The 25,740-nt window shown below is 71.5% G+C and carries 31 protein-coding genes and 2 tRNA genes; 20 read left to right on the top strand and 13 right to left on the bottom strand.

Going from position 1 to position 25,740, the window contains the following annotated elements:
- Positions 1-46: 46 nt before the first annotated feature.
- Positions 47-2,413: a hypothetical protein gene (locus tag ACFWJ4_RS33530; protein ID WP_380550908.1), complete on the bottom strand. Its 2,367-nt coding sequence runs from the start codon at positions 2,411-2,413 to the stop codon at positions 47-49.
- Positions 2,414-2,637: 224 nt separating this feature from the next.
- Here ACFWJ4_RS33530 and ACFWJ4_RS33525 point away from each other — a divergent pair, with 224 nt between their 5' ends.
- Entirely contained in the window at positions 2,638-3,753 is a 1,116-nt protein-coding gene (locus tag ACFWJ4_RS33525) for a tyrosine-protein phosphatase (RefSeq protein ID WP_380550905.1), read from the top strand.
- Here the strand turns inward: ACFWJ4_RS33525 and ACFWJ4_RS33520 are convergent.
- The 5 genes from ACFWJ4_RS33520 to ACFWJ4_RS33500 all read right to left on the bottom strand — a co-directional run bounded on the left by ACFWJ4_RS33520 (position 3,740) and on the right by ACFWJ4_RS33500 (position 7,043).
- A complete protein-coding gene (locus ACFWJ4_RS33520) occupies positions 3,740-4,645 on the bottom strand; it encodes an RNA polymerase sigma factor SigF (RefSeq protein ID WP_380550902.1) in 906 nt (301 codons plus the stop codon). The genes ACFWJ4_RS33525 and ACFWJ4_RS33520 overlap by 14 nt on opposite strands.
- 144 nt (positions 4,646-4,789) lie before the next feature.
- Positions 4,790-5,707 (bottom strand): RNA polymerase sigma factor SigF, encoded by a 918-nt coding sequence (locus ACFWJ4_RS33515; RefSeq protein ID WP_380358919.1) that lies wholly within the window; start codon positions 5,705-5,707, stop codon positions 4,790-4,792.
- Positions 5,708-5,951: 244 nt separating this feature from the next.
- The gene (locus ACFWJ4_RS33510) at positions 5,952-6,245 is read right to left on the bottom strand and encodes a Dabb family protein (protein ID WP_360351558.1); all 294 of its coding nucleotides are present in this window, start codon (positions 6,243-6,245) and stop codon (positions 5,952-5,954) included.
- A 79-nt stretch (positions 6,246-6,324) separates the two neighbouring features.
- Complete coding sequence (locus tag ACFWJ4_RS33505) at positions 6,325-6,465, bottom strand: hypothetical protein (RefSeq protein WP_359913966.1); 141 nt, start codon at positions 6,463-6,465, stop codon at positions 6,325-6,327.
- A gap of 482 nt (positions 6,466-6,947) precedes the next feature.
- Positions 6,948-7,043: transfer RNA gene (locus ACFWJ4_RS33500), tRNA-Ser, on the bottom strand.
- Positions 7,044-7,248: 205 nt separating this feature from the next.
- Here ACFWJ4_RS33500 and ACFWJ4_RS33495 point away from each other — a divergent pair.
- Positions 7,249-7,974, top strand: coding sequence for an HNH endonuclease (locus ACFWJ4_RS33495; protein ID WP_380550899.1), 726 nt, complete (start codon positions 7,249-7,251; stop codon positions 7,972-7,974).
- A gap of 98 nt (positions 7,975-8,072) precedes the next feature.
- Positions 8,073-8,261 (top strand): hypothetical protein, encoded by a 189-nt coding sequence (locus tag ACFWJ4_RS33490; protein ID WP_380550896.1) that lies wholly within the window; start codon positions 8,073-8,075, stop codon positions 8,259-8,261.
- A gap of 66 nt (positions 8,262-8,327) precedes the next feature.
- Here the strand turns inward: ACFWJ4_RS33490 and ACFWJ4_RS33485 are convergent, their stop codons facing one another.
- Entirely contained in the window at positions 8,328-9,014 is a 687-nt protein-coding gene (locus ACFWJ4_RS33485) for an HAD family hydrolase (RefSeq protein ID WP_380550893.1), read from the bottom strand.
- On the bottom strand, positions 9,011-9,859 hold the full coding sequence (locus tag ACFWJ4_RS33480) for a GntR family transcriptional regulator (RefSeq protein WP_380550890.1): 849 nt from the start codon (positions 9,857-9,859) through the stop codon (positions 9,011-9,013). Before ACFWJ4_RS33480 ends, ACFWJ4_RS33485 begins: the two co-directional genes overlap by 4 nt.
- 441 nt (positions 9,860-10,300) lie before the next feature.
- On the opposite strand from ACFWJ4_RS33480, the gene ACFWJ4_RS33475 reads away from it, so the two are divergent.
- The 16 genes from ACFWJ4_RS33475 (at position 10,301) to ACFWJ4_RS33400 (ending at position 22,270) form a co-directional block, all read left to right on the top strand.
- The gene (locus tag ACFWJ4_RS33475) at positions 10,301-10,549 is read left to right on the top strand and encodes a hypothetical protein (protein ID WP_380550887.1); all 249 of its coding nucleotides are present in this window, start codon (positions 10,301-10,303) and stop codon (positions 10,547-10,549) included.
- On the top strand, positions 10,549-10,923 hold the full coding sequence (locus tag ACFWJ4_RS33470; protein WP_380550911.1) for a WhiB family transcriptional regulator: 375 nt from the start codon (positions 10,549-10,551) through the stop codon (positions 10,921-10,923). The genes ACFWJ4_RS33475 and ACFWJ4_RS33470 overlap by 1 nt, the downstream gene beginning before the upstream one ends.
- 32 nt (positions 10,924-10,955) lie before the next feature.
- The gene (locus tag ACFWJ4_RS33465) at positions 10,956-11,957 is read left to right on the top strand and encodes a hypothetical protein (protein WP_380550884.1); all 1,002 of its coding nucleotides are present in this window, start codon (positions 10,956-10,958) and stop codon (positions 11,955-11,957) included.
- 16 nt (positions 11,958-11,973) lie between these two features.
- Positions 11,974-12,291, top strand: coding sequence for a hypothetical protein (locus tag ACFWJ4_RS33460; protein ID WP_380550881.1), 318 nt, complete (start codon positions 11,974-11,976; stop codon positions 12,289-12,291).
- Entirely contained in the window at positions 12,288-12,662 is a 375-nt protein-coding gene (locus tag ACFWJ4_RS33455; protein WP_380550878.1) for an RRQRL motif-containing zinc-binding protein, read from the top strand. Before ACFWJ4_RS33460 ends, ACFWJ4_RS33455 begins: the two co-directional genes overlap by 4 nt.
- Before the next feature lie 19 nt (positions 12,663-12,681).
- Complete coding sequence (locus ACFWJ4_RS33450; RefSeq protein ID WP_380550875.1) at positions 12,682-12,891, top strand: hypothetical protein; 210 nt, start codon at positions 12,682-12,684, stop codon at positions 12,889-12,891.
- 17 nt (positions 12,892-12,908) lie between these two features.
- Positions 12,909-13,337, top strand: coding sequence for a hypothetical protein (locus ACFWJ4_RS33445; RefSeq protein WP_380550872.1), 429 nt, complete (start codon positions 12,909-12,911; stop codon positions 13,335-13,337).
- A gap of 18 nt (positions 13,338-13,355) precedes the next feature.
- Positions 13,356-13,898 (top strand): hypothetical protein, encoded by a 543-nt coding sequence (locus ACFWJ4_RS33440; protein WP_380550870.1) that lies wholly within the window; start codon positions 13,356-13,358, stop codon positions 13,896-13,898.
- Between the two features lie 22 nt (positions 13,899-13,920).
- Complete coding sequence (gene traA, locus ACFWJ4_RS33435; RefSeq protein WP_380550867.1) at positions 13,921-14,547, top strand: plasmid transfer protein TraA; 627 nt, start codon at positions 13,921-13,923, stop codon at positions 14,545-14,547.
- Positions 14,548-14,678: 131 nt separating this feature from the next.
- Complete coding sequence (gene traB / locus ACFWJ4_RS33430; RefSeq protein WP_380550864.1) at positions 14,679-16,757, top strand: plasmid transfer protein TraB; 2,079 nt, start codon at positions 14,679-14,681, stop codon at positions 16,755-16,757.
- 244 nt (positions 16,758-17,001) lie between these two features.
- Positions 17,002-17,193 carry a hypothetical protein gene (locus tag ACFWJ4_RS33425; protein WP_380550861.1) on the top strand — a complete coding sequence of 64 codons (192 nt, stop codon included), beginning with the start codon at positions 17,002-17,004 and terminating at the stop codon, positions 17,191-17,193.
- 32 nt (positions 17,194-17,225) lie between these two features.
- Positions 17,226-17,657: a hypothetical protein gene (locus ACFWJ4_RS33420; RefSeq protein WP_380550858.1), complete on the top strand. Its 432-nt coding sequence runs from the start codon at positions 17,226-17,228 to the stop codon at positions 17,655-17,657.
- A 169-nt stretch (positions 17,658-17,826) separates the two neighbouring features.
- On the top strand, positions 17,827-18,762 hold the full coding sequence (locus ACFWJ4_RS33415; protein ID WP_380550855.1) for a bifunctional DNA primase/polymerase: 936 nt from the start codon (positions 17,827-17,829) through the stop codon (positions 18,760-18,762).
- 70 nt (positions 18,763-18,832) lie between these two features.
- Complete coding sequence (locus ACFWJ4_RS33410) at positions 18,833-20,395, top strand: YfjI family protein (protein WP_380550852.1); 1,563 nt, start codon at positions 18,833-18,835, stop codon at positions 20,393-20,395.
- Between the two features lie 359 nt (positions 20,396-20,754).
- A complete protein-coding gene (locus tag ACFWJ4_RS33405) occupies positions 20,755-20,991 on the top strand; it encodes a helix-turn-helix domain-containing protein (RefSeq protein WP_380550849.1) in 237 nt (78 codons plus the stop codon).
- Between the two features lie 13 nt (positions 20,992-21,004).
- Positions 21,005-22,270, top strand: coding sequence for a tyrosine-type recombinase/integrase (locus ACFWJ4_RS33400; RefSeq protein WP_380550846.1), 1,266 nt, complete (start codon positions 21,005-21,007; stop codon positions 22,268-22,270).
- Here ACFWJ4_RS33400 and ACFWJ4_RS33395 read toward each other — a convergent pair.
- The 5 genes from ACFWJ4_RS33395 to ACFWJ4_RS33375 form a co-directional block, all read right to left on the bottom strand.
- Positions 22,245-22,868: a DUF4145 domain-containing protein gene (locus ACFWJ4_RS33395; protein WP_380550843.1), complete on the bottom strand. Its 624-nt coding sequence runs from the start codon at positions 22,866-22,868 to the stop codon at positions 22,245-22,247. The two genes, ACFWJ4_RS33400 and ACFWJ4_RS33395, sit on opposite strands and share 26 nt — an antisense overlap.
- A 138-nt stretch (positions 22,869-23,006) precedes the next feature.
- Positions 23,007-23,096, bottom strand: a tRNA-Ser gene (locus ACFWJ4_RS33390).
- A 95-nt stretch (positions 23,097-23,191) separates the two neighbouring features.
- Complete coding sequence (tadA, locus tag ACFWJ4_RS33385) at positions 23,192-23,719, bottom strand: tRNA adenosine(34) deaminase TadA (RefSeq protein ID WP_380550840.1); 528 nt, start codon at positions 23,717-23,719, stop codon at positions 23,192-23,194.
- 50 nt (positions 23,720-23,769) lie between these two features.
- Positions 23,770-24,327, bottom strand: a complete 558-nt coding sequence (locus ACFWJ4_RS33380; protein WP_359913958.1) for a tRNA adenosine deaminase-associated protein — start codon at positions 24,325-24,327, stop codon at positions 23,770-23,772.
- A gap of 315 nt (positions 24,328-24,642) precedes the next feature.
- Positions 24,643-24,846 (bottom strand): hypothetical protein, encoded by a 204-nt coding sequence (locus ACFWJ4_RS33375; RefSeq protein WP_359913963.1) that lies wholly within the window; start codon positions 24,844-24,846, stop codon positions 24,643-24,645.
- 196 nt (positions 24,847-25,042) lie between these two features.
- Here ACFWJ4_RS33375 and upp point away from each other — a divergent pair, with 196 nt between their 5' ends.
- A complete protein-coding gene (upp, locus tag ACFWJ4_RS33370; protein ID WP_049650159.1) occupies positions 25,043-25,678 on the top strand; it encodes a uracil phosphoribosyltransferase in 636 nt (211 codons plus the stop codon).
- The last annotated feature ends 62 nt before the right edge of the window (positions 25,679-25,740 follow it).

Raw genomic sequence — 25,740 nt, 5'->3', positions numbered from 1 at the left:
CGGGCCGGGTGACCGGCCCGACCCCGCCGGCGGCGGATCGTACCGGTTACCGGTTGCCGGAGCGTCCGGTGGTGCTGCTCGGCGTGGCCGTCCCCCCAGACGGCTTGCCGTTCTTCGTCGCAGCGGTGTTGCCGTGGTGGCCGTCGCCGCCCTGACCGATGGTGCCAGCGGTGACGTCCTTGCCCGGCACCGGGGTTCCGCTACCCGGGACCAGGGACGGGGCGGGCTTGCGCGTGGTGTCGCTCGGGCCCACCGGGACGGGGGTCGCGACGCCCTGCGGCACGACCTTCTTGTCCGCCGGCACCGGGGCCGGGACGGACTTGGCCGCGACGCCCGGGGCGACGGCGGCCGGGGCGGCCGGCGCGGACGGCAGCTGCAGGGTGACGCTGCTCTGCAGCGCGCCCGGGGACACCCAACCCGAGAGCGTACCGGCGTAGGACGAACCGAACCCGCCCGTTCCGATGGCCAGCTTCTGAGCAGTTCCGGTCGGCATGGTGGCCTGGACCTGAACGCCCGACGGCGCGTTCACGGTGATGGTGTTGCCGACCCGGTAGGCGGTGACCTGGCCGGCGGCGAGCGCGCTGTTCCAGGCCGCGCGGCGCTGGAACTCCTGGCCGATCTCGCGCTGGCTCAGGTTCACGATCGGGGCGCTGTCCGCGTGCAGCGAGCGGTAGGTGCCGAGGATCTTCTCCAGCACCGGGTACAGGATGCGGTCCTCGGACAGGTTCGACTGGTGCACGAAGTGCGGACGCGGGTCGTTGTTCAGCACGTGGCCGAGGTCGATCCGGGCCTCCAGCGGCACGATGTACGACTGGTAGCCGGTGTTGACGTCGAGCGGCTGCGGCAGGCAGGTCGAGTTGGCGTTGTTCTCGCAGACGCCGCTGCCGCCGTTGGCCTTGCTGGTGTAGATCCAGTTGTACTCGTCGGTCTCCTCCTTCGCCGTGGCGGCGTTGTAGAAGACGTTCATCGGGTACCGCGGCACGGTCAGCACGGACGAGCCGACGGCCCGCTGGCCGGTCTCGCGGGAGGCGTCGCTGGCGGTGAACTTGATGCCGTTGGCGGCCAGCGCCGGGGCCAGGTACGGGTTGTCGCTGGTCTCCTGCGGGGCGGTCAGCAGCCCGGAGTGCTCACCGGTGACCAGGGTCTGCGCGTCGAACTGGAGGCCGCGCGCGGTGGCCCAGTCGGCGTTGTTCTTGATCTGGGTGGAGATGGTGTTCTGGTCGACCCAGACGGTGCCGCCCGCGCTGTTCTTGGAGCAGACCCACGGCACCACGGTGACGTTCTGGACGCAGCCCAGGTACGGGTGGGTGTAGGTGTGGTTGACCCACCGGTAGCTGCTCTGGTCGGCGATCATCCGGTCCGCCGTGGGGTCGGCGGTGGTCTCGTGGTCGGCCTTCCAGTCCTCGCTGCCGCCACCGTTGAACACCATGTCCAGGGTGAAGTTGTTGGCGGCCTGCCACTGCTTGAGGTGGTCGGCGTCGTCGACGGTCATCCGGATCGGGCTGGCGGTGTCCGGGGTGCCGGGCGGGCAGGTGACGTCGCCGGGGGTGCACTTGAGCGTGGTGTCCCAGCGGTCGTCGGCCAGGAAGACGTCGTCCACGTGGGTGGCGAAGTAGTTGCGGTCGTAGCCGAGGTGGACGCCCTGGGTGAGCCAGTCGACCATGCCGCGGGCCAGCAGCCGGTACTGCTGCTGGTACTGGTTGTAGACGAACGTGACGACCAGTTCCTTGCGGCCGTCGTGGGTGTACTCGCCGACCAGCGAACCGCGGGCGGTCGCATTGGGTATCGGCGCGTCGACCAGCGGGACGAACGAGGCGCCGGCCGGCAGGCTGGCGAGCGGGGTCGCCAGGTAGCCGTAGCTCTCGCTGACGTTCGTGTCGTTGTCCTCGAACGGGACGCTGCCCTTGAGGTACCCGAACGGGCCCGAAGTGCCGGCCGCGGTGGTGGCGCCCTGGAATCCGTCGAGAGTGCCCACGAATCCGGGATTCTGAGCGTAGTTCAGACCCACTGCGGGGTTGGCCCACGTGTACGCGTCGATCTGACGGACGTTGAATGCGGCTTCGTAGCTCGCGATCGCCGTCATCTCGGCGGCACTGTTGGGGAAGGGGTTTTCGTTGGGCAGCACGATGCCCTGGAACTTCCCCCGGGGCAGGCCGTTCACCGTGTCGCTCAGGAAAGCGGAGTTGATCACGGGACGGTTGGGGTCATTGAGGCTGACGACCTTGTAGGGCGTGCCCTGGCTCTTCAGCTCGGCGGTGATGGCGGCGACGGACGGGCCGCCGTCGTCGACGACCAGGACGGTGAGGTCGATCCTGGGCGGCGCCGTGTCGCCGTGGGCCAGGGTGGTCTGCAAGCCGCTGGCCAGCAGGACTGCCGCCGCGCACGCGGCGACTCTTCGGGTCGCTCGACCCATGGTGATCCTCCCCTTGGGGCCGGCGCGGCGCTCCTCGGCGCTCGCCTGCCCGTGTAGCTGTTCGCGGGCAGCAGGCTGCCCGGGCCCATCCTGGTCGAGGGACGGCGGTGCGAGGGACCAATTGGGCGAGAGTGCAGCGAACCTGTTACCAACGTTCATGGCGAAGCCATGAAGGCGCTGATTGTGACCGGAACCGTACCGGCGGCGCAAATAGTGAATTGAAAATGAAAAACCGGAAGCTGAGTGCTACACGTGGTTACCGAGGGTGTGCCCGGTGGGGTGGGCGGGGCACCTACACTGTCGTCGTTGCGCATGACACTCTTGCACATCCCACCGCCCCGTTGGGCAGGTTCATGCAATATCGGGCACCGCTGTGCCATGTGACAGTCCGAATATGCAATGGAGGCGCTCGCGTGGTCGATCAGCATACCGAGCCGGAGGGATTCCTGAGCGTACGGAATGCGTCACCGAAGCCCGCCGGAACGCCGCTGGTCGGACGCAGTCTCGGTTTGCGCGGTGCGTTGAATGCCCGGGATCTGGGCGGGTACCGCGCGGCTGACGGGCGGATTCTGCGGCGCGAGGTGGCGCTGCGCAGCGATGGCCTGAACCGTGTCACCGCCGAGGACCTCGGCCCGCTCGGTGCGCTCGGCCTGCGCAGCGTGGTGGACCTGCGGAGCATGGACGAGGTCCGCGGCGCCGGACTGGACCGCCTGCCAGGCGGTGTGACGCTCCATCATCTGCCGCTGCTGGCAACGGACTTCGACATCTCGCTGCTGGTCCGCGACGCGCTGGCCGACCAAAGTCCGCAACGCCAGCGGGCGTTGCTCGGAGACGGCCGGGCGGCCGCCCTGATGACCGGTCTCTACCGATGGTTCGTCACGGATCCGGTGGCGCGCGAGCGCTTCGCGGCCCTGCTGCGCCTGCTGGCCGCCCCGCAGGGCCCGCCACTGCTGTTCCACTGCTCGGCGGGCAAGGACCGCACCGGCTGGGCCGCCGCGCTCCTGCTGACCGCCCTCGGGGTGGACCGGGGGACCGTCCTGGCCGACTACCTGCTCACCAACGAGCGCTCGGCTCCGGTCGTGCGCGGGGTGCTGGGCGACTTCGCCGCCCGTGGCCTGATGCGCGAGCCCGAGCTGCTCCTGCCGGTCTTCCGGGCCGACGGCGGCTACCTGGACGCGGCCTTCGCGGAGGTCGAGGCCGGCTGGGGCGGTTTCGACGCGTTCTGGCGGGACGGGCTCGGGCTGGACGACGAGGTGCTGGCCGGGCTGCGCGCCAACCTGCTGGACGAGCCGGGGGCCGGGCGGGGCCCGGCCCCCGGTGACGGGCTCAGCCCTCGTTGATCAGCCCCTCGCGCAGCTGGGTGAGCGTCCGGGTGAGCAGCCGGGAGACGTGCATCTGGGAGATCCCGATCTCCTCGCCGATCTGCGACTGGGTCAGGTTCCCGAAGAACCGCAGCATGATGATCCGGCGCTCGCGCGGCGGCAGCTTGGCCAGCAGCGGCTTGAGCGACTCCCGGTACTCGACGCCCTCCAGCGCGAGGTCCTCGTAGCCGAGCCGGTCGGCCAGCGGCCCGTCGCTGTCCTCCTCGCCGGTGCTGGAGTCGAGCGAGCTGGCGGTGTACGCGTTGCCGACCGCCAGGCCCTCGACCACGTCCTCCTCGCTGACCCCCAGGCAGGCCGCCAGTTCGGCGACGGTGGGGGAGCGGTCCAGCCGCTGGGAGAGCTCGTCACCGGCCTTGGTGAGCGCCAGCCGCAGCTCCTGGAGCCGCCGCGGCACCCGGACCGACCAGCTGGTGTCCCGGAAGAAGCGCTTGATCTCGCCCACCACGGTGGGCATCGCGAAGGTGGGGAACTCCACCCCGCGCTCCGGGTCGAAGCGGTCGATCGCCTTGATCAGGCCGATGGTGCCGACCTGGACGATGTCCTCCATCGGCTCGTTGCGGCTGCGGAAGCGCGCCGAGGCGTACCGGACCAGCGGCAGGTTGAGCTCGATCAGGGTGTCGCGGACGTAGGTGTGCTCGGCGCTGCCCGGGTCCAGCGCGGCCAGCCGCAGGAACAGCGAGCGGGAGAGCGTCCGGGTGTCCAGCCCGGAGCCGGGCGGCGTCTGCGTTCCCGCGGCGGGGCCGGGTGGCCGGACCGTCTCGACCCGCTGCAGCGGGACCAGGTCCTCGGCGACGGCCGTGCCGGTGGCCCGGCCGGCGTGGATCTCCGCAGTGCCCAGCTCTCCGGACATGCACCCACCCCCTTGTGACTGTCGGTTGAACGGGGGCCGTCGCGCGGTGGTTCCCGGCGAGGGCCTTCCCCCTCCATACCGGAACACGGTCCACGGCAAACCCGAACGTCGCAAGATGTCACGCCGGGGTAACTGGCTGCAATCTCACTCTTCCCAGGAGTTGCCGGTCCGAAGCCTGGTCAGGATCCGTGAGAGCAACCGGGACACGTGCATCTGGGACATCCCCAGCTCGGTGCTGATCTGGGACTGGGTCAGGTTGGCGAAGAACCGCAGCATCACGATCCGGCGCTCCCGCTCGGGGAGCTGGACCAGCAGGTGGCGGACCATGTCCCGGTGCTCGACCTCGGCCAGCGCGGAGTCCTCGTAGCCGAGCCGGTCGAGCAGGGCGAGCCCGCCCTCGTGCTCCTGCGCGGCCTCCAGGGAGGCCGCGTTGTAGGCCCGCCCGGCGTCCAGGCAGGCCCGCACGTCCTCCTCGGGGATCCGCAGGCTGGCGGCGATCTCGGGCACCTTGGGCACCCGCCCGTGCAGCACCGTCAGCTCCTCCATCGCACCGCTCACCTGGACCCACAGCTCCTGGAGCCGGCGCGGGACGTGCATGGTGCGGACGTTGTCCCGGAAGTAGCGCTTGATCTCGCCCAGGATGGTCGGCAGCGCGTAGGTGGGGAACTGGACGCCGCGGCCCGGGTCGAAGCGGTCGATCGCGTTGATCAGGCCGATGGTGCCGACCTGGACGACGTCCTCCATCGGCTCGCTGCGGCTGCGGAAGCGGGTGGCCGCGTAGCGGACCAGCGGGATGTTCACCTCGATCAGGGCGGCCCGTACCCGCTCCCGCTCGGGGGCGTCCGGGGGCAGCTCGGCGAGCCGCTCGAACAGCACCCGGGTCAGCGTCCGGACGTCCACGGCGGGGCGGCCGCCGGGGCCGCGCAGCCGGTCCGGGCGGAGCTCGCCGGCCGGGCTGGTGATCGCAGCCAGCACTTCGTCCACGGACACCTCACCCCTCCCAAAGTCGTCAACGGCGGGCCCTGCGGATCGGGTGTCGCGGCTGGCTCGGTACCTCGCCATGTCCGGCAAAACCGGTCATAGCATCACAAGGTGGGCACACATCGGGCAAGCACCCGACGGAGGTGTGTTGGTGGGGTGTTCAACCTTTCCCGGGTCGGCCGGCGAAGTGCCGCACGGATCGTTCCGGGACGGAGCAGGGGCGCCCCGCCCGGAGGCCGGGCGGGGCGCGGCGGTCCGTCCGGGGGACGCGTCCGGGGCGGGTTCCGGACGGGCGGGGTCGGACGGACGGGGGCCGGACGGGTGCTCAGACCTCGATGTCGGCGATCACCCAGGTGGCGAACTCGCGCCAGAGGCCGGCCGCGGCCTGGTGGTCCGGGTGGGTCAGGTAGGCCTGGAGGGCGTCGCGGTCCTCGACCAGGCTGTTGATCGCGTAGTCGTACGCGATGTCGCGCTCGGTGGTGTTCCAGCCGCACTCCCACTCGCGCAGCTCGGGGATCACCGCGCCGAGCGCGTCGAAGGCCTTGGCGCCGGCGAGCACGCGCTCTTCGTCCTTGCTGACGCCTTCGTTGAGCTTGAACAGGACCAGGTGGCGGATCACGATTGCCGCTCCTCGCGGACGGGGACAGAGGGTCCCGCTCACCGTAGCCGGTGCGCCGGGGCCGGTCGCGGGCCGTCCGTCACTTGATCAGACCGGTCATGAAGGTGCCGACCGCCTTGGCGGCGTTCGAGATCCCCTCGAACCCGAGCTGCACCAGTTCCGCCGACCGGGAGGGCGAGGTGATGATCGAGTAGAGCACGAAGATGAGCAGGAGGGCCATGCCGATCCTCTTCGCCTGCGCCATCGGGTGACCTGCCTCCCAGCCGTGGGCCGCCGTCTTCCGGTCCCCGAGCGGCCTGCAGGGGGCAGCTTATCCACCCGGACGGGCTATCAAGTGTGCGACGCGTTCGGCCGGCGGGACGAAGGTCCCCGCGAGTGGGGCCTTTCTCCGGATGCCCCGTCGCGGGCCGGGCGGCAGGATGGAGGACGTACCGAGGATCTGGCAGGAATCCCCGGTGCGTGGATCCGGAGCTCCCCGCTGTGGGACCGGTCGCCGCGGCTTCCCCCGACGCGGCGCCGGTTGTGGGACTCCGCCGGGGGAGCGGTCAGTCCCCCCCGAGCCGCTCCCCCTCCAGGCTCCGTACGGACCGGGCACCGGTGGTCATCGGCCCGGGGTACGGGGCCGTTTTTCGTGCCCGGACACCGGCCGGACAAACGCCGAGGGCCCGTCCGGATCGGACGGGCCCTCGGGCTTTCGAGCGGTAGCGGTGGGATTCGAACCCACGGTGGAGTTGCCCCCACACACGCTTTCGAGGTCTGTGCGGCCGTATCCGGCGGGGTTCGCCGGGGTTCCGACCCCTGGTGGGACGGGGGTCGTAGGGGTGCGGTGAACCCCGGCGGACGGGGGCGAATGAGACCAGAACTGAGACCGCTCCACTGCCTCGGCAGCGATCGGCCTGCCGGAGCTTGCCGGATGCTTGCCGGATGCTTGCCGGATGGCGTAGCGTCAGCTCTGGCCGCCAACGCTCAGTGGGCGGATGCCACGGCATGGAGGGGGTGACAGATGGGTACCGAAGGTCCCTCCCGACACCTGCGCTGGGACGACGAGAGCCTCGGCGTCAGGAAGCGCGTTGCACTCTGGCTCTCTCGTGAGGTCGGCGATGGCAACGTGTTCACCATGGACCAGCTGCGCGAGGCGTTCCCTGGCGTGGCCCAGCTTGACCGGAGGCTTCGCGACCTTCGTAACGATGGATGGGTGATCGATACAGCCCGTTCAGACTCGTCGCTGCATCCGAATGAGATGCGGTTTGCCGCTCGTGGTCTGCCTGTATGGGAGTCGTCTGTTCGCTTCCCGAGGCGTGGCTCGGCACTTCGTGATGAGGTGCTCAAGCGCGACGGCTTCGCGTGCACTCACTGTGGACTCTCGGTTGCCGAGGCCCCCTCTAGCGCTCCGGCTGAGGTAGTGCTTGAGGTCGCTCACATCACTTCCCTGGCGGCAGGGGGAAGCGGCGGCCTTGAGAACATGATCACCCTCTGCGCCAACTGCCATCGACTCCTCGATCACGCCAAGCCTGTGGACCCGGACTCTGTCCTGCAGCAGGTCGATGATCTTTCCGAAGATGAGCGTTCGCTCTTGTTGGCCTGGATGGTGCTGGATCAGCGGCCGTTCTCGCCGGTCGAACGAGCATGGGCGGCATACCGTCGACTTCGGCCCGCAGAGCGTAAGGCCGTTACAAGGCGTGTAGCCGAAGCGGTACGCGACCAGATTCCGCTCTATGGCGGTACCTGACGCGATCAAGAGACTCCGCCGGACCCCGCGCGCCTTCCACAGCAACAGCGGGGACCGGCGGTTGCCACCCAATCCCAAACAAGAAAGGTGACGTCCCCATGATGACTCACCGCCCTGCCGTGTGGCAGGACCGGGGCTGGCCCGTGCCCCAGATCCTGATCATTGTCGTGGTGCTGGGCCTTCAGGCCGGCCTCAGCGCCACTCAGCTCCAGAGCCTCATCGGCGCCGTCGTTACGGCCCTGGTCACGCTCGGGGCGGCGTCCACCCTCCGTCGACAGGTGATCTAGGGAAATTCCCCGGCGCGCCCCGTAGGTACTCCGACCTGCGGGGCGCGTCGTCGTTCCGGTGAGCCGTTACGTGAGAGCCTCGGCGATCGACTGCATCGAGCCCACGATGATCAGGGCACCGGCGGCGGCCAGCTTGGCATCCTTCCCCGGCTTGTTGGCGTAGCCGATCGTGGGGACACCAGCGGCATCCCCGGCTTCGACGTCCCGGGCCGCGTCGCCGATGAAGACGCAGTGTTCCGGCCCGGTGCCCGCAGCTTCCATGGCTTCGAGCAGCAAGCGCGGGTTCGGCTTCATGGACGAGGGGTCGCCCGGGGTGCGCCCGAAGACGCCCGCCACGTAGCCGCTGAGACCGTGCTCGGTGAGGTAGGTCTCGATGGCCGCGCCCGCGTTGTTGCTGACCACTGAGACCAACCGGCCGGAGCGGGCGCAGGCACGCAGAACCGATTCTCCGCCGGGGGTCGGCCGACCAACCCGGACAGCCTCGGTCTCCAGCGCGGCCAGCGCGGCGTCCGTGCCCTCCGTGAGGTCGGGCCGGGCGTCCGAGACCAGCCGGAGCAGGGCGAGAGGATCGCTCTCCTCTTCAGCCCCGGCCGGGGCCTGCTCGCCAGTGGCGAGCAGGCCCTCACGGAGCCGACGCGCGACCTCCGGGGCGGGGAGACCGGCGAAGACCGAGCACACCGGGCCGTCGAAGTCGAGGAGCACGTGCTTCACCGGCCGAAGCGCGGCGGTGAGCCGCTGAGGGGTGGTGGTCATGGCTGCCGCTCGTAGGAGATCGTGCTCCACACGCTGTCGAACCACATCTGGGCCTGCTGGACGTACTGCGATCCGAGCGAGGCGTCATCCGGGCCGGCGGCGTGGTGGAACAGGGTGGTGTCCTTGCCGGTCACGTCGTAGAAGGTGTGGGCGGTGTCGTCGATCGTCACGGTGCGTTCGCGGAGCGGGTAGAAGCCGAAGAACGCCTCCGCCCGGTTCAGGATGTACAGCTTGAACAGGCTGGACGCCCGGTGCACCTTGACCTGGACGCTCGCCGACTGGACGAGGCCCAGTTCTGCCAACATCTCTACCGAGTGGGCGATCCCGCCGGCGTTCGTCAGCGCGATGTTCCGAGCGCGTTCCCGAAGTGCAACCTCGTCCTGGAGCCCGTCGACCAGGACCGGCACGGCCATCGGCACCGTGGTGTCCGGCAGCAGCAGGCGGACCGTGATGGACTCCGGCGTCAGTCGGCCGGAGCGGACCTTGTCCAGCGGCTCCTGCAACGCGTTGTGCAGCGTCTCACTGGAGAACCCGGCGAAGTCGAGTGTCACCTGCTGCTGCTCGAAGGCCGCTTCAAGGTGGGGCCGCAGCCCGACCGGCCGAGACGTGCGCTCGCGGACGAACGAGCCGCTTCCCTGCCGGGTCACGATCAGACCCTCGGTGCGGAGCAGGTCCAGCGCCTTGTCGACGGTGCCACGCGCCACGCCGAAGTGCTTCGCCAGCTCAGGGCCGGAAGGAAGTTTGTCGCCGGTCTCGAAGCCTGGCTTCTTGGTGAGGATCGAGGCCCGCAGAGAGCTGCTGACCTGCTGATACGGGGGGCGCGAGTCATCCGGGTCTAGGGCCATGGGCCAATGCTAAGGCAGGTGCCCAACAGACGCGAGAAACCCAACCCTCTTGACCTGCCTAGGCAGGTTCTCTATGTTGAGAGTGTCGCAACCGAGAGAAACGGCAGCGACACAGAGGGCCTTCTTTGGGCTGCTCTGACCTGCACAAATGCGCCCGGAGGGGTGGGGTGACAGCCCCCCGAAGGCAGCGCTTGACCTTTGAGAACTCAACAGAGTGCTTCACGACGGGGCTCGTCCCCGTCCCCGCGCGGACCGGGTGACGTCCGCACGTTTCGAGTGTCTTTGGTCCCCGATCCGCCCGCTCGCCGGTCGGGTCGGGGGTCATGGCTGCTCGTGATGTGACGAGTAGCTGGGTCCGCATGAGTCGGGCCGCCACGCTCCCGGCCAAGGAAACGCGCGGCGGCCCTGCGGGCTCACCCACCATCTGACGAGGTGAACCCAGTGAAACTGTACGTCGGAGGCCAGGAGGCGTTGACGCCCCTGGAGTTCGCGGAGCTGGCGCTCGGCGTCGGCATCGACGTTGAGCTGTTCATCGGCAGCGAGGACGAGACCGCCGAGGACCGGCTGGTCCGGCTCGACGCCGCGCGGGACATCCTGCGGGACCTGGACGGCCCGGCGGCCGGCTTCGGGTCCGCGCTCATGTACACCGCCGAGCGCTGCCGGGCGCGGACCTGGAAGGCGGCGGCGTGATGATTCAGCTCCACACGATCATCAGCGGCGCGACCCGCACCCCGCACCGCACCGCCCGCCCGGCGGCCACCGTGCTCGCCGGGTACCGCCCGGACGGAGACGGCGACCTGCGCGGCGCCGCCTGCGCGGGCAGCGACACGGACCTGTTCTACCCGGACCCCGAGGAGATGGGGCCCGAGACCGCCGAGTGGGCCGAGCGCCGCGCCAAGATGATGTGCGCGGGCTGCCCGGTGAAGTCGATGTGCCTGGCCGACGCCTTGGAGCGCAAGGAGCCGTTCGGCATCTTCGGCGGCCTGAACGAGCGCGAGCGCAACAACCTGCTGCGGCGGGCGGCCCGCTCCCGGGCCCGGGTGAACGCCGGGGGTGCCGGGTGAACGTTCACCGCCCCGGCGGGGGCGTTCACCCGGTGCCCACCGAGGCGCCCACCCCGGCCCAGATCCGCCGTACCTCACTCGTGATCAGCACCGGCACGTGGGTCCTGACGGGGGCGGTGGTCGCGGTGAGCATGTCCACCGCCGCCCCGTTCATCGACGCCCACTCGCCCGGCTACGGCACCGGCCCCGTGATGGCGGTCGCCGGCGACGGGTGCTTCATCCTGAGCCTCCAGGCGGACAGCACGCTGGCCCGCTTCGGGGTGAGCGCCGGACGCTGGCCGGCCCTCTTCCGGTGGGTCACCGGTCTGGCCACGGTGTGGCTCAACATCGGGGCCGCCGCACTGGCGAAAGACCTGGTCGGCGTCGTGATCCACCTGATCCCGCCGCTGTTGCTGCTGCTCGTCGCCGAGGCTGGACCGGCCTACCGCAGGGCCCTGGCCCGCCTCGCGAAGCGGCCCCAACCGCCGCTCCGCACCCGCCCGGCGACGATCCCGCAGGCCGCCCGGCAGGTGGTGAACACCCCGCTGTTCACCCTCCCGCAGGCACCGTTCACCCACGCCCCGCAGCCCACCGCAACCCTGCCGCCCGTCCCCGGAATCGAGGCCCGGGAGGCGCTTCCGGCGGGTCCGGCGGAGGCGGTGAACACCGAGCCCGTTCACCCGGCGCTCACCCCCGTTCACCCCGCCCCGGCCGACACCGCCGAACCGATCACCGACCCAGTTCCGGAGGACGCCGACGACGTGATCGACGGCCCGGTGTACCCGGACGGACCGGACGTGGTGAACACCCCGGAGCCCGAGGCGTTCACCGCCGAGGACGAGGTGAACACCCCCGCCGACGAGGTGAACACCGCCCCGGCCCCCATCCGGCTGGACGAGGCCGAGGCCGCCCGCGTGATCGAACAGTGCTGGCGCGACGGCGTCTCGCAGCGCCAGGCCGCCCAGCGCTCCACCCGCGCCGCCTCCTACGTCAACGTCGTCTACAAGCGGCTCAACGAGCAGTACGGCGCCGATGACGCGCCGGCCGCCGCCTGAGAACGGGGAGAACCCGATGAGCACCGACACCACCACCACGGCCGGCGCCCTGCTCGCCCTCCTCACCGCCCACGCGAACCTGCCCGCCCCGGACGTCCACGTGAAGATGACGGCTGTGCCGGGCACCTACGAGTGGACGTGGGGGCTGTACGTCGCCCTGCACGACGGCCTCGACCAGTTCGAGCAGTGGCGGGCCGCCCTCGACCTCGACCCCGCCACCATCGAGCCGAAGCACCACGGCACGACCGCGTGGCTGGTCGCCACCGGCACCCACTGCGGCGTCCCGGTCGAGCTGTACGGCTTCTACCCGCACACCACGGACGACGAGCGGTGAGCCGCCCCCGGCACTGGGACCCCGAGGGCGCCCGCCACGGCGGCACCCCCACCTACCCGTGGCGCATGGCCCCGGCGGGCTACTTCACCCGCCGGCAGCTCCGCGCCAAGGGCCTGCGCCCCGGCGGACAGGACGTCGCCGCTCAGATCATGTGGCGCTCCCGCTTCGGCGGCACCCGCCCCGCCTACCTCTACCGGCTCGACCGGGCCAAGCCCGTGAGGCCGATGACCCCCGCGAAGGCCGCCGCCCTCGCCAAGGCCAACACCGCCCGCCGCACCTGCCCCACCTGCGGACGGGACGCAGGCTACGTCCTCCCCGCGCACCTCGGCACCTGCCTGACCTGCGCCGACCACACCGCCCTCGCAGCCTGATACCTCCCGGGAGCCCGCCATGAGTACCGACCACATCCCGGCCCCGCCGCCGGAGTTCGCCCAGACCCGCGTCGTGGACGTCTTCCCCCTCCACGGCTTCACCTGCGCCCACACCAGCAACGACGACGGCACCGCCCACTGGTGGCACCTGTTCACCGCCGCCGGCCGCTCGCTCGGCGCCACCAACCGCCCCGAGCTGCTCGGCTCCCTCATCCAGCAGACCCGCTGACCATGAACGGAGCCAACATGACCAGCGTGCGCGCGGTCCGCTTCGCCGCCGCCTACGCCCTGCTGCGGTCGGCGGCGGACGTGGCGGACCACTGGGTCCAGAGCGACCACCAGGCCACCACCAAGGGCCAGAGCGGGGCGGCCGGCCGCCGGGCCTGCGCCGCCCACGTCGCCTCCTACACCGCCGTCCAGGCCGGCGTGCTGCTCGGCGGCGCCCGGCTGCTCGGCATCCGCCTTCGGCCCGGCCCGGTCGTCGCCGCGCTCGCCCTCAGCGCGGCCACCCACTACGTCGCCGACCGGCGCGAGCCCCTGCGCAAGCTGGCCGACGCCACCGGCAAGGGGCGGTTCGTGCGCCTCGCCGACCACGGCATGAACGGCGCCTACGCGCTGGACCAGGCGTGGCACCACGCCTTCGAGACGGCCGCCGCCCTCATCGCTTCCATCTGACCGCTCCGGAGGTCCGCCATGGCCCGCATCCGCACCACCAAGTTGCAGATACCCGCACAGCGCGGCCGGCGGGGAGCGCCCGCCGCGCACGTGGTCAACCTCGGCCGGGGCACCGCCCCGGTCGTCCTCGTCGTCCCGCAACAGCCCTCCCTCGCCGGGCGGTTGGCGCTCGCGACCGGTCGCGCCCTGTGGCGTCGGCGGGTCGCGTGGGCGCCCACCTGGTTGGGGATCGGCGTCTTCGCGGCGGCCGGCGTGCTGTCCGTCGCCGGGACGCCCATCGCGCTCGTCTTCGCCGTCCCGGCGGTGCTGCTGCCCACCGGGTGGGTGCTGATCGTCCACCGGCACCCGCGTTCCGCCGTGCGGCGCAAGGCCCGCGCCCGCACCCGGGCCGTCGCCGCCTGGTCGGCCGGCCTCGCCTGGTCGGCGCTCGCGGTCTGGTTCGGCCCGACGAACGGCCTGCTCGCCCTGCTGTGGCTGGTCGGCACCGCCACCGCGCAGACGCTCTGGTGGCGGACCCGCCGCACGCTCGCCACCACCCCGCTCGACGCCCCGCAGTCCTGAACTCCCCTTGGAGGAAGCACAGATGAGCACCCCTCCCGGCAACCCGAGCAGCCCCTTCCCGCCCCCGCGCCGCTCCGGCAACGGCGGCGGCGCGGGCGGCGGCAAGACCCCGCCCCCGCCGCCGAGCGGTGGCAACTCCCGCACCCGCGTCGGCCCGAGCTACCACTTCAACTACACCCGCAACACGACCGGCGGCGGTGGCGGGGCCGCGTACGGCGGCCGGGGCCCCGGTGGTCCGGGTCCGGCGTCGGGCGGGATCGGCCAGCCGTCCGGCGGCCGGGGCGCGGGCGGCGGGGCCGCCTACTCCCCGCTCGGCGACCCGGAGTTCTTCACCAACGCCGACGTGCGCAACTACTGCGAGCAGGGCCGCTCCGCCATGTCCCGGGTCTCCTTCGACCTGGCCATGGCCTACGAGCTGCTGAACGCCGTGCTCAAGGAGGTCCCCGACGCGGACGGCCGCCCGTTCGGCTCCCTGACCCGCGCCCGCCGGGTGGCCAAGCACCTCAAGAAGGCCGCCGACGACGCGAAGGACTGCGCCGCCGAGATCGCCCGCACCTACGCCGCGTTCCAGCGCGAGTACGACCCCGAGATCTCCCGCGTGGCCCAGCCCCGCCGTCAGCCCCACCGCAAGTTCGAGTTCGGCGGCTGACCCGTCCCTGATCCCCGGCCGGGGCAGGGCGCGCACAGCCCTCACCCCCATCCGGTCGGGTGAGCTGTGCCGCGCGCTGCCCCGGCCGGGCCCCTCCTCACCCCACGCCCCGCAGCCCAGGGAGGCCGCCCGTGCGCCGCCACCAGCCCCAGACCCTCGCCCACTTCGACACCGGCCAGCAGGCCGGGTACCTGCACCTCGACCCCAACCAGCACGCCGGCGGCGTCGGCGAGTACCTGCTCCACCGCATGAAGCCCTACCTGCCACCGTGGATCGTCGCCGCCGGAACCGGCATCCTCTCCCTCCCGGCGAACCTGATGTGGGACGAGTCCGCCGCCGCTGCGGTCGGGCTCACCCTCGCCTCGCTCGGCCTCACCGTCGCCACCTGGTGGGCGGGCAAGCCCACCAGCCAGCAGCGCCGCCTCCACTCCGCCATCACCGTCGCCGCCGGGACGTCCTGGTTCACCGCCGCAGCCCTCGCCGGACCCGCCGCCGGTCCTCTGCCCAGCCTCTACCTGATAGGGGGATCGGCACTCGCCGCGACGTGGAACATCCGCCAACTGCTGCGGGTCAACCCCGAGGGCGCCGGCGAGGGCGCGGACAAGGGGCTGCTGGAGAAGGTCGGCCTGGCCAAGACCATGGTCACCTCGGCCACGGTGCAGCCGAACAAGGCAACGTTCGGTCTCCAGCTCCCCGGCGGTGAGCTGACCCCGGACGACGTGTCCAAGGCCCTGCCCAAGCTCGCCAGCGCGCTGCGGGTGGCCAAGAACGCCGTGCGGATGACCCCGGACGCCGACGACTCGTCCAAGGCTGTGCTCACCGTGGTGCCCAACGACCTGCTCAAGGCCGGCGCCCCCTACCCGGGCCCGTCCTACCCGGGCGGGTCGATCGCCGACCCGGTCCACGTCGGGATCTACGAGGACGGCGCCGACATGGCGATGTTCTTCCCCGGCGACCCCGACGCCGGACGCAACGCCATGCACCTGCTCGGCATGGGAATGACCGGCAGCGGAAAGTCCGAGGGATGCATCACCGCGCTGGACGAGGTCATCACCCGCCGCGACGTGATCGTGTGGGCGTCCGACCCCGCCAAGGCGGAGCAGACCCTCGGCCCGCTGCTGCCCGCGATCGACTGGGCCGCGCTCGACATCAAGTCCACCAAGGCCATGGTCAACGCGCTGAAGGCCGTGATCCCGGCCCGCACGTCCTGGCTGGCCAAGTACGGCTACAAGCAGTGGGAACCCGCCTGCGCCGGGGTCCAAGCCGACGGCTCCCCGGGCATGCCCTACCTGATCGCCTGGTTCGAGGAGGCCGCCAAGACCCTGCGGGAGATCGACGAGGACGCCCTGACCGGCATCGCCCAGGAAGCCCGCTCCGCCGGGATCTCCCTGGTCGTCTCGCTCCAGCGTGCCTCCGGCGCCCAGATGAGCACCGACACCCGCGCCTCCCTCGGCTCGTCCTGGGTGTTCGGCCTGCGCGACGACCGCGACGCCATGTTCGCGCTGCCCGACGAGGCCATGGACGCCGGCGCCTCCCCGCAGGCATGGAAGGACAAGCGCCCTGGCTACTGCTACCTGACCGCGAACGGCATCCCGGAGACGTTCTGGGCCACCCCGGGCCGCGCCTACCTCACCCCGGTCGACGCCATCACGCGCAACGTCGTCGAGTTCGCCGGAATCCGGGCCGAGTGCGACCCAGTCACCGCCGCAGCCGCCACCAAGGCCGCCGGCCCCGCCTTCACCCAGCGCACCCGCTACCCCCTCCCCGACCTGCCCACGGCCGACGACGGCCGGGACGGCGACGAAGACGGCGGGATCTACGAGGAGTACGAGGAGAACGCCCCGGTGGACTTCGACTACGACCTCAACCCCGACGAGGACGGCGAGGACGAAGACGGGTGGATCGACCCGGACGCCGAACTCCCGCCCGTTGAGCGGGTGGTGGAGATCGCCCCGCCCGAGGTTCCGCCGCGCACCCGGGTCGGCGCGAACGAGGCCCGGAAGATCATGGCCGAGCTGCTGGCGCAGTTCGAGGCCGAGGGCCGCACCGAGATCGCCCCGGCCGACTTCATGGAGCACTGCGACCGCTTCCGCCGCTCCCGTGGCTGGGTGTCCGGACAGGTCTCCGAGATGGTCGACGCCGGCCGCCTGCGGGAGACCGACGAGGCCGGCCGTTACGAGATCGTCCCGCTCGACCGGGCCGCCGCCTGAACCACCGCCCGGACCGTTTCTGACGGCCCTGACGCATCTGACGCGTCTGACGGCTCTGACGCCGAACGGGCCGATTTCCCCAGGTAACGCGTGCGCGCGAGGGGCTTCTGACGCGTCTGACGCCCCGTTTCTGACGCATCTGACGCGCCTGACGCCCCTCGCCCGCCGTGGCCTGACACACCCTCCGCCACCCGCTCGACCACGCCCCGGGACAGCCCCGGGGCGCCCGGAAGGACCCTCCGCCGTGATCGTCACCGTCTCCTCCGCCCTGCTGTTCGCGATCATCACCGTCGTCCTCGTCCGCTCCCAGCGCGTCAGCGCCGGTAGCGCCGTCCTCATCTGGCTGTCCGGCTTCACCATCGCCGGCACCGGCCTCGCCGGACCCGTCAACAGCGCCCTCAACTCCATCGCCCACTACGTCGCCACCCTCCACTGAGACCGCCCCAACTCGCCGACTGGAGAAGCACCGTGGACCACACCGCCAACCCGCAGCCGCCGTTCGCCGCCCCGGTGCTCTACACCCAGGACGGCACCCCCTACTACGCCACCCAGCCCGCCCCGGCCCCGATCGCCCTCTACCACCCGCCCACCCCGCTCCCGGCCCCGATCCACCACCCCGCCCTCGGCTACCTGCCCGCCCCGCACACCCCCGCCCCGCTCCCGGTCCCGACCCGGGACCCGTGGCCCGCCCGCCTGCTCGCCGGCGGCATCGGCGTCGGCGCCGGGGGCCTCGGCCTCGGGTTCCTGCTGCAGACCCTCGCCGCCGCCACCACCGGCCTCGGCCTGCTCGTCGGCGCTCTCGGCGTCCTCTACCTCCTCAAGAACAGCGGAGGCGGCGGGGGCCGGAGCGCACAGGGCGCCGTGAACGTGAGCGTCAACGTCACCAACCGCAACCGCTAGCCCGGCCAGCGCGCGGTGCTTCTGGACTGGCGCGACGCCTCTCACTTCGACCGCACCGGCCCCCGTCCTTGCCGCTGGTGCCGCCGTCCCACCCCGCTTCGCGACGAGCAGCGCAGGCCCGCACACAAGGTCTGCGCCGAGCAGCACGCCGCCGAACTGGAAGGAACCGATGAACAGCAACCCGCAGATGGTGGCCGCGCTCGCGGCGGCCGAACGGGGTCGGCGGGTGTTCCCGCTGGCCCCCGACTCGAAGTACCCGGCGCTGCACAGCAAGGAGGACTGCCCCGGCACCGGGCCGTGTGAGGGCGGGCACCTCGGGTGGGAGCACCGCGCCACCACCAACCCCGACGTGATCCGCCGCGCGTGGCAGGTGGCCCCGTACAACATCGGCCTGGCCTGCGGGCCCTCCGCCCTGGTGGTGGTCGACCTGGACATGCCCAAGCACCGCCGCGACACCCCGCCCGCCCGCTGGGCCGAGCAGGGCATCACGGACGGCCGGGACGTGTTCGCCGCGCTGTGCGAGCAGCACGACCAGCCGTGGCCGCAGACGTACGAGGTCCGCACCGGCCGGGGCGGCGCCCACCTGTACTTCGCCGCCCCGGCTGGCGTGGTCCTGCGCAACACCTGCGGGGAGAAGGGCAACGGGCTCGGCTGGAAGGTCGACACCCGGGCCCACGGCGGCTACGTCGTCGCCCCCGGCAGCATCGTCAACCACCGCCCCTACACCGTCGTCAACGACACCGACCCGATCCCGCTCCCCGAATGGCTGCTCGGCCTGCTCACCCCCAAGCCCGCCCCGGCCGTCGTGGTGGACGCGAGCGCGGTGCGGGCCCGGATCGGGCGCCTCGGCCCGTACGTCGACACTGCCGTGGCCCGGGAGACCGCAAAGATCCGGGCCACCAGGGAGGGCGGGCGCAACGACCGGCTGTTCGCCTCCGCCGCCGCCCTCGGCCGCCTGGTCGCCTCCGGCGCGCTGCCCGAAGCGGACGCCACCGACGCTCTCCTCAGCGCGGGCCTGGAGGCTGGTCTCGGCGAGGCGGAGTGCCGGCGCACCATCGCCAACGGCCTCGCCCGCGCCGCCGGATCGGTGGGGCGTGCCGCATGAGCAACCGCCACCCGTCCTGCGCCAAGGAGAAGCGCTTCTCCTCGGGGCATCGCCCGGGGCGGTGGGCCGAGTGAGCGCCCCCGCCGCGCCGTCCGAGTCGCTGTTCACCGAGGGCTGGGAGAACGCCGTCCCGCCCGCGTTCGCCGCTGAACCGCCCGGGTGGGAGGAGCCGATCCCGCTCGGTCAGGCCCGCATCCTCCCGCCCTTCCCGGTGGACGCCCTGCCCGGGTGGGTGGCCGACATGGTCGCGGCGGTGGCGGAGGAGACACAGACCCCGGTTGATCTGGCCGGGTGCCTGGCGCTGGCGGTGCTGGCCGTCGCCGGCGGCGGGCGGGCTGTGGTGGTCGTGCGCGGACGCTGGCGCGAGCCGGTGAACCTCTACGTCGTCGTCGCCCTGCCCCCGGCCAACCGCAAGAGCGCCGTGTTCACGGCCATGACCCGCCCGCTCGTGAAGGTGGAACGGGCCCTGGTCGAGCAGAGCGCGGGCGCGATCGTGGAGGCCACCACCACCGCCAGCCTCGCCCGCGCCGCAGCCGACAAGGCCACCGCCAAGGCCGCCGCCGCGAGCGAGGACGAGCGCGAGGAGTTGAACCGCCTCGCGATCGACCTGGCCCGCACCGCCGCAGACATCACCGTCCCGGCCGAACCGCAGCTCATCGCCGACGACGGCACCCCCGCCGCCATCACCACCCTCCTCGCCGAGCAGGGCGGGCGTTTGGCCGTCATGTCCGCCGAGGGCGGCATCTTCGACACCATCGCCGGCCGCTACTCCGGCGGCAGCCCCGACATGGAGGTGTTCCTCAAGGGCCATGCCGGGGACCTGCTCAAGGTCAACCGGCAGTCCCGGGACAAGCAGTACATCGACGAGCCCGCCCTCACCATGGCGCTCGCGGTCCAGCCGTGCGTGCTGGAGGACATCGGCCGCAACCGCGTCTTCGACGGCCGTGGCCTGCTCGCCCGCTTCCTGTACTCCATGCCCGAATCGCTCGTTGGCCGGCGCAAGAGTCTCCCGGACCTGATCCCCGATGAGGTCGCGGACGAGTACGAGCGGAAGGTGACGGCCCTCACCCTCGCGATGGCTGACTGGACCGACCCGGCCGTCCTCACCACCACCCCGGAGGCCGGGGCCGCGCTCGTTGCCTTCCAGGATCGGATCGAACCGCGGCTTGCCCCGTGCGGCGCCCTCGGCCACATCAGCGAGTGGGCCGGCAAGCTCGTCGGCGCCACCGTGCGCATCGCCGGTCTGCTCCACCTTGCCGAGCACGGGGGTGACGGCTACAAGCAGCCCATCACCGTCGACACGGTCGAGCGCGCGATCCGCCTCGGCGAGTACTTCACCACCCACGCCCTGAACGTCTTCGAGGCCATGGGCGCGGACAAGGCCCTCGCCGGCGCCCGCACCGTCCTCAAGCACCTCACCGACTACCCCGCCCCCTCGTTCTCCCGGCGCGACCTCATGGCCAAGCTCTCCCGCGCCGAGTTCCCCACCGTCACCGTCCTGGAGAGCGCCCTCGGCCTGCTCGAAGAACACGGCTGGCTCCGCCACGAACCCGCACCGCCGCGCCCGCCCGGCACCCGGGGCCGCCCGCCCGCACCCCGGTACGCCACCCACCCGCAGCTCCACCCCAACTGATTCACCGCACAAGGCCGCCCGCAGAATCCACAAAATCCACGAAACCGCCCAGCACCCGCCCCGACCAGCACCAACGCCCAGCACGCTCGCCTGCCACACAAGTCGCTCGGAATTCCACAAAAACCCAGGCGCCCCACCCTCGGGCCGCCGCCGGCACCCACCCCGGCGGCGGCCCGAGGCGCGTCCGCCCATTTCTGCGGAATAAGTGCGGACTTCTGTGGAGTACCCCGCCCGAGCGCATCACCGCAGGTCAGACACCACAGAGAGGGTTTTTGTGTATTCCGTGGTTTCCGTGGCACCCCGCACCCGGGCCTGCCCACAGCACGTCACCCCGCCCCCTCCGCCAAGGAGTAGCCGCAGTGACCGTCACCACCATCGAGGACCACCCCGACTACGACCCCACCCTCGTCGCCCTCACCGTCGAAGAGGCCGCCCGCCGACTCAGCATCGGCCGCACCACCATGTACGCCCTGATCCGCGACGGCGAGATCGAGAGCATCCCGATCGGCCGGGCCCGGCGCGTGCCGGCCGAGGCCGTCGTCGAGTTCACCCGCAGCCGCATGCGGAAGCACACCACCAACCCCATCGCAGCCTGAGGAGGCAGCACCCTTGGCGACCCGTCAGCCCAACGGCGGTTCCAGCATCTACCAGGACAAGGACGGCAAGTGGCACGGCCGTGTGACGGTCGGGGTCAAGGACGACGGCAGGCCGGACCGGCGCCACGTCCGGGGGAAGACCCGGGCGGAGGTGACCAAGAAGGTCCGGGAGCTGGAGAGGAAGCGGGACGACGGCAACGTCCCGAAGGCCGGGAAGAAGTGGACCGTGGCGGAGTGGCTCACCCACTGGGTGGAGAACATCGCCGCGCTGCACGTCCGGCCGAACACCCTCTCCGGGTACCGGGTGGCAGTGAACGTCCACCTGATCCCCGGAGTCGGTGCTCACCGGCTGGAGAAGCTGGAGCCAGAGCACCTGGAACGGCTCTACAAGAAGATGCAGGCCAACGGCAGCAAGCCCGCCACGGCCCACCAGACGCATCGCACCATCCGGACGGCGCTCAACCAGGCGATCCGACGCGGGCACCTCACCCGCAACGTCGCCTCGCTGGCCGTCGCCCCCAAGGTCGAGGAAGAGGAGGTTGAGCCGTACGAGGTGGAGGAGGTTCAGGCCCTTCTCCTGGAAGCGGGCAAGAACCGGAACAGCGGCCGGTGGGCCATCGCGCTGGCGCTCGGCCTGCGGCAGGGCGAAGCGCTCGGACTCCAGTGGCGTGACGTCGATCTGGAGGCGGGCACCCTGCGCGTCCGGCAGGCCCGGCAGCGCCCGAAGTACGGGCACGGCTGTTCGGAGCCGTGCGGCCGGAAGCACGCCGGTCGGTGCCCGGAGCGGGTCCGGACGAATGCGGACGCCGCGCTCACGAAGTCGAGGGCGGGGAAGCGCCTGATCGGTCTCCCTGATCAGTTGGTGAAGCTGCTCAAGCTCCACAAGGAGGAGCAGGACCGGGAGCGGCTGGCCGCCCGTCAGGAGTGGGCGGAGGGCGGATGGGTCTTCGCCTCGGAGACCGGCCACCCGCTCATCCCCCGAACGGACTGGGACCGGTGGAAGGAACTGCTCGCCGCCGCCGGCATCAGGGACGGGCGCCTGCATGACGCTCGTCACACCGCCGGGACCATCCTCCTCCTGCTCGGCGTCCCCGAGCGGATCGTGATGGAGATCATGGGGTGGTCGAGCACCGCCATGACGCATCGGTACCAGCACGTGACGGCCCGGATCAGGCGGGACGTGGCGATGCAGATTGGCGGCCTCATCTGGGAGGTGGCCAAGGACTCCACCGACAGCGAGCCGGACGGGCTCCCTACCTCTGGGCCCTCCGGCGTTTGAACTGCTCGTACCTGTCGGCAAGGACGAACATGTAGTCGAACAGGGCTTCGGCGAACGAGAGGGCATCTTCTGCGTCCTGTCGGGACGAATGGTCGCCGTGTGCGCCCTCGTTTCCCAGCATGCGCAGCTCGTCGGCCCAGTCGAACAGGCGTCCTTCGATCCTTTGGGCGGCCTTGAGGTCCAGGAGCTTCTGGCGAAGATCGCGTCCGCTCGCTCCCTCGGCCTTGCATGCAAGCTCGACTGCACGCCGTGTCATGACGACCGTTGCGGAGTAGGCACGGGCTTTGAGGAAGCAGTCACGCGCCTCTTCAAGTGCTCCTCGGACGTTCTCCGGAATCTCCGGGGACAGTTCGCGGAAGGGGACGGGCCACACGCGGTACAGCTCAGTCCATTGCCCCGACGCTGGCAGTTCGAGGCTCTCCAGCAGGATGAGCTGGGTGCAGTCGTTGCAGCCCACCATCACTACGCGGGTGAGGAGGTCCTCGTCCTCTGACTGCACTCCCTGGCCAAGCACGTCGCACATGGTGGGGCGCTCGCACCCTGGGCACTCGACCGCCAGGGGGCCTTTGACCGCGACCGTTCCATCGATTCCAGCCATGGGGCTGAACGTACTAGTGGCGCCGGTTGTGCGTCTGCTCCTTTAGCTGCAAGCGTCGGAAGTGAGACCAAAACTGAGACCGCGACGACGAAGGGCCCCGACTGTCACCAGTCGGGGCCCTTCGTTTTTACTGCTCAATGGCGGTAGCGGTGGGATTCGAACCCACGGTGGAGTTGCCCCCACACACGCTTTCGAGGCGTGCTCCTTTGGCCGCTCGGACACGCTACCGAGAGGAACTCTACCGGAGGGGTGGCGCAGTCACGAAATCCGTATCGCCACGGCGGTCGGCGGGCTCTCGGCGGCGGGCTCTCAGCGGTGGGCTCTCAGCGGTGGGTGTCGAAGAAGGCGCGCAGCTGTTCGCCGCACTCGTCGGCGAGGACGCCCCAGATCACCTCGGGGCGGTGGTTGAGCCGGCGGTCGCGCATCACGTCGAAGAGCGAGCCGGCCGCGCCGGCCTTCTCGTCGAGGGCGCCGTAGACCACCCGGTCGATCCGGGACAGCACGATGGCGCCCGCGCACATGGTGCACGGCTCCAGGGTGACGACCAGTGTGCAGCCGCTCAGCCGCCATTCCCCGGTCTTCTCGGCCGCCTGCCGGATCGCGACCACCTCGGCGTGCGCGGTCGGGTCGCCGACCGCCTCGCGCTCGTTGTGGCCGCGTCCGATCACCTCGCCGTCCGGGCCCAGGACGAGCGCCCCGACCGGCACGTCCCCGGTGGCCGGCGCCAGTGCGGCCTCGGCCATGGCCAGGCGCATCGGCGCCGCCCAGCGGTCGCGGACCGGGTCGGGGCGGACGGGGGCGGGCAACGGGGGGACGCGCGGAACGGTCAGCGGGGTGGATGCGGGCTGCATGGCATCCAGTGTCGGGTATCCGGCGGCGGACACCGGTACGACCGACCGCTCTACCGGACGGCCTCCAGGACCTCGCCGCAGCCCAGGGCCTCGGCGATCTCCTCCAGGGCGTCGCCCGGCACCGCGCCCTCGCCGCTGAGCGCGAGCAGGTCCTCGGAGGCGAGGCCGAACTCGGTGAGCAGGTGGGCGTCGCCCAGCGGGCCGACCGGGACGCCGCCGCGGGCGTCGGCGTCCTCCTCGTCCTGCTCCCCGGCCTCCTCGGTCTCGTCCAGCAGGTGGTCCAGGTCGCCGAACTCGCTCTCGCCGGCCTGGTCGACCAACTCGTCGGTGAGGACGGACCCGTAGGAGCTGCGGGCGGCGGCGGCGCCGTCCGACACGAAGATCCGCGGGTCCTCCTCGCCGTCCACGCGGACGACGGCGAACCAGGCGTCCTCCTGTTCGATGAAGATCAGGACGCTGTCGTCGTCCTGGGCGGAGTCGCGGGCCAGGTCGGCCAGATCGGCCAGGGTTTCGACGTCGTCGAGCTCCGTCTCGCTCACATCCCACCCGTCCTCAGTGCGAGCAAGCACTGCAGCGAAGTACGCCACCAGGGACACTCCCAAGATCATCGGTCTCGGCTGCCGGCGCGCACGGGCGACGCGAAAATCTGGCCGCCCCCGCGCCAGGGGCGGTCCGCTTGTTCGGACCGTCCCATCGGAATCGTGACAGAAAGCCCGCCCTCGCGGGGGGTGTTCGGCAGCGCGTCTTTGCAGGTCGTGTCGGAAGGGCCGGGTGGCGGACGGCGAAGTCGGGCGTGGCGGTCCGAAGCCGGTCGAAATTTGCTCCGAACGCCCGCCGGGGGCCGCCTCGGGCCGTTTCCGGGTCCGCACCCGGGGTCCGCCCCCGGGCGCGCGGCGCGGCGGCGCGGGGCCGTCCGGGCCTTGTCAGATCCGGAAGGTTCGCATCCGCATGGCCTCGCGCATCCGCCGCTCCTTGGTCCGCCGGGGCTGGACCCGCTCCCGCAGCTCGCGCGCCTCGGTGAGTTCGCGCAGGAAGACGGCCCGCCGCCTGCGGCGCTCCGCCTCGGTCTCGGGGTGGTCGTACGGCGGGCCCGGGCTCCGGCCCGACCCGTCGACGGGCTCGTCCATCGAGCCGTCCCCGGCGTTCGGGTTGCTCGTCATAAGACGTGACATTCCCAGAACGGCCCGGTTGATACCACAGGAGGCACTTCCGTCCGGACATTCGCGACAGGTCACGGCGTGTCACGGGCGTGTCACCCGGACCGCCGCCCGGCTGGGGCACGGCGGGTCGTACACCCGTCCAGACCCGGGCTAACCTCGACACATGCGTCTCCACGTCGTCGACCACCCCCTGGTCGCCCACAAGCTCTCCACCCTGCGCGACGAGCGCACCGACTCGCCGACCTTCCGTCGCCTGACCGACGAGCTGGTGACCCTCCTCGCCTACGAGGCCACCCGCGACGTCCGCACCGACGAGGTGGAGATCACCACGCCCGTCGCGGTCACGCTGGGTACCCGGCTCAGCTACCCGCGCCCGCTGGTGGTCCCGATCCTGCGGGCAGGCCTCGGCATGCTGGACGGGATGACCCGCCTGCTGCCGACCGCCGAGGTGGGCTTCCTCGGCATGGTCCGCAACGAGGAGACCCTGGAGGCCTCCACCTACGCCACCCGGATGCCGGACGACCTCTCCGGCCGCCAGGTGTACGTGCTCGACCCGATGCTGGCCACCGGCGGCACCCTGGTCGCCGCGATCAGGATGCTGATCGAGCGCGGTGCCACCGACGTCACCGCCGTGGTGCTGCTGGCCGCGCCCGAGGGCGTCGAGGTGATGGAGCGGGAGCTGGCAGGTCTGCCGGTCACCGTGGTCACCGCCGCCGTGGACGAGCGGCTCAACGAGAACGGCTACATCGTCCCCGGCCTGGGCGACGCGGGCGACCGGCTGTACGGCACGGCCGGCTGAGCCCCCCCAGCCCGAACCACCCGAACCACCGAACACCGAGAGCCCCCGGCACTGCGTCTGCC

The sequence above is a fragment of the Kitasatospora sp. NPDC127067 genome, from assembly GCF_042724755.1.
GTDB lineage: Bacteria > Actinomycetota > Actinomycetes > Streptomycetales > Streptomycetaceae > Kitasatospora > Kitasatospora lactacystinica.
Note: the sequence above shows the minus strand (reverse complement) of the source record. Positions and strands in the feature narration are given on the sequence as shown.

Coding starts and splice junctions, on each gene's coding strand:
- ACFWJ4_RS33380 (WP_359913958.1), bottom strand. CDS start 24,327: ATGATCTTGGGAGTGTCCCTGGTGGCGTACTTCGCTGCAGTGCTTGCT.
- ACFWJ4_RS33495 (WP_380550899.1), top strand. CDS start 7,249: ATGGGTACCGAAGGTCCCTCCCGACACCTGCGCTGGGACGACGAGAGC.
- ACFWJ4_RS33505 (WP_359913966.1), bottom strand. CDS start 6,465: ATGGCCCTCCTGCTCATCTTCGTGCTCTACTCGATCATCACCTCGCCC.
- ACFWJ4_RS33520 (WP_380550902.1), bottom strand. CDS start 4,645: ATGTCCGGAGAGCTGGGCACTGCGGAGATCCACGCCGGCCGGGCCACC.
- ACFWJ4_RS33445 (WP_380550872.1), top strand. CDS start 12,909: ATGACCAGCGTGCGCGCGGTCCGCTTCGCCGCCGCCTACGCCCTGCTG.
- ACFWJ4_RS33460 (WP_380550881.1), top strand. CDS start 11,974: ATGAGCACCGACACCACCACCACGGCCGGCGCCCTGCTCGCCCTCCTC.
- ACFWJ4_RS33515 (WP_380358919.1), bottom strand. CDS start 5,707: ATGGCGAGGTACCGAGCCAGCCGCGACACCCGATCCGCAGGGCCCGCC.
- ACFWJ4_RS33470 (WP_380550911.1), top strand. CDS start 10,549: ATGATTCAGCTCCACACGATCATCAGCGGCGCGACCCGCACCCCGCAC.
- ACFWJ4_RS33375 (WP_359913963.1), bottom strand. CDS start 24,846: ATGGACGAGCCCGTCGACGGGTCGGGCCGGAGCCCGGGCCCGCCGTAC.
- ACFWJ4_RS33480 (WP_380550890.1), bottom strand. CDS start 9,859: ATGGCCCTAGACCCGGATGACTCGCGCCCCCCGTATCAGCAGGTCAGC.
- ACFWJ4_RS33490 (WP_380550896.1), top strand. CDS start 8,073: ATGATGACTCACCGCCCTGCCGTGTGGCAGGACCGGGGCTGGCCCGTG.
- tadA (WP_380550840.1), bottom strand. CDS start 23,719: ATGCAGCCCGCATCCACCCCGCTGACCGTTCCGCGCGTCCCCCCGTTG.
- ACFWJ4_RS33415 (WP_380550855.1), top strand. CDS start 17,827: ATGAACAGCAACCCGCAGATGGTGGCCGCGCTCGCGGCGGCCGAACGG.
- ACFWJ4_RS33525 (WP_380550905.1), top strand. CDS start 2,638: ATGAAAAACCGGAAGCTGAGTGCTACACGTGGTTACCGAGGGTGTGCC.
- ACFWJ4_RS33485 (WP_380550893.1), bottom strand. CDS start 9,014: ATGACCACCACCCCTCAGCGGCTCACCGCCGCGCTTCGGCCGGTGAAG.
- ACFWJ4_RS33530 (WP_380550908.1), bottom strand. CDS start 2,413: ATGGGTCGAGCGACCCGAAGAGTCGCCGCGTGCGCGGCGGCAGTCCTG.
- ACFWJ4_RS33450 (WP_380550875.1), top strand. CDS start 12,682: ATGAGTACCGACCACATCCCGGCCCCGCCGCCGGAGTTCGCCCAGACC.
- ACFWJ4_RS33440 (WP_380550870.1), top strand. CDS start 13,356: ATGGCCCGCATCCGCACCACCAAGTTGCAGATACCCGCACAGCGCGGC.
- upp (WP_049650159.1), top strand. CDS start 25,043: ATGCGTCTCCACGTCGTCGACCACCCCCTGGTCGCCCACAAGCTCTCC.
- ACFWJ4_RS33395 (WP_380550843.1), bottom strand. CDS start 22,868: ATGGCTGGAATCGATGGAACGGTCGCGGTCAAAGGCCCCCTGGCGGTC.
- traA (WP_380550867.1), top strand. CDS start 13,921: ATGAGCACCCCTCCCGGCAACCCGAGCAGCCCCTTCCCGCCCCCGCGC.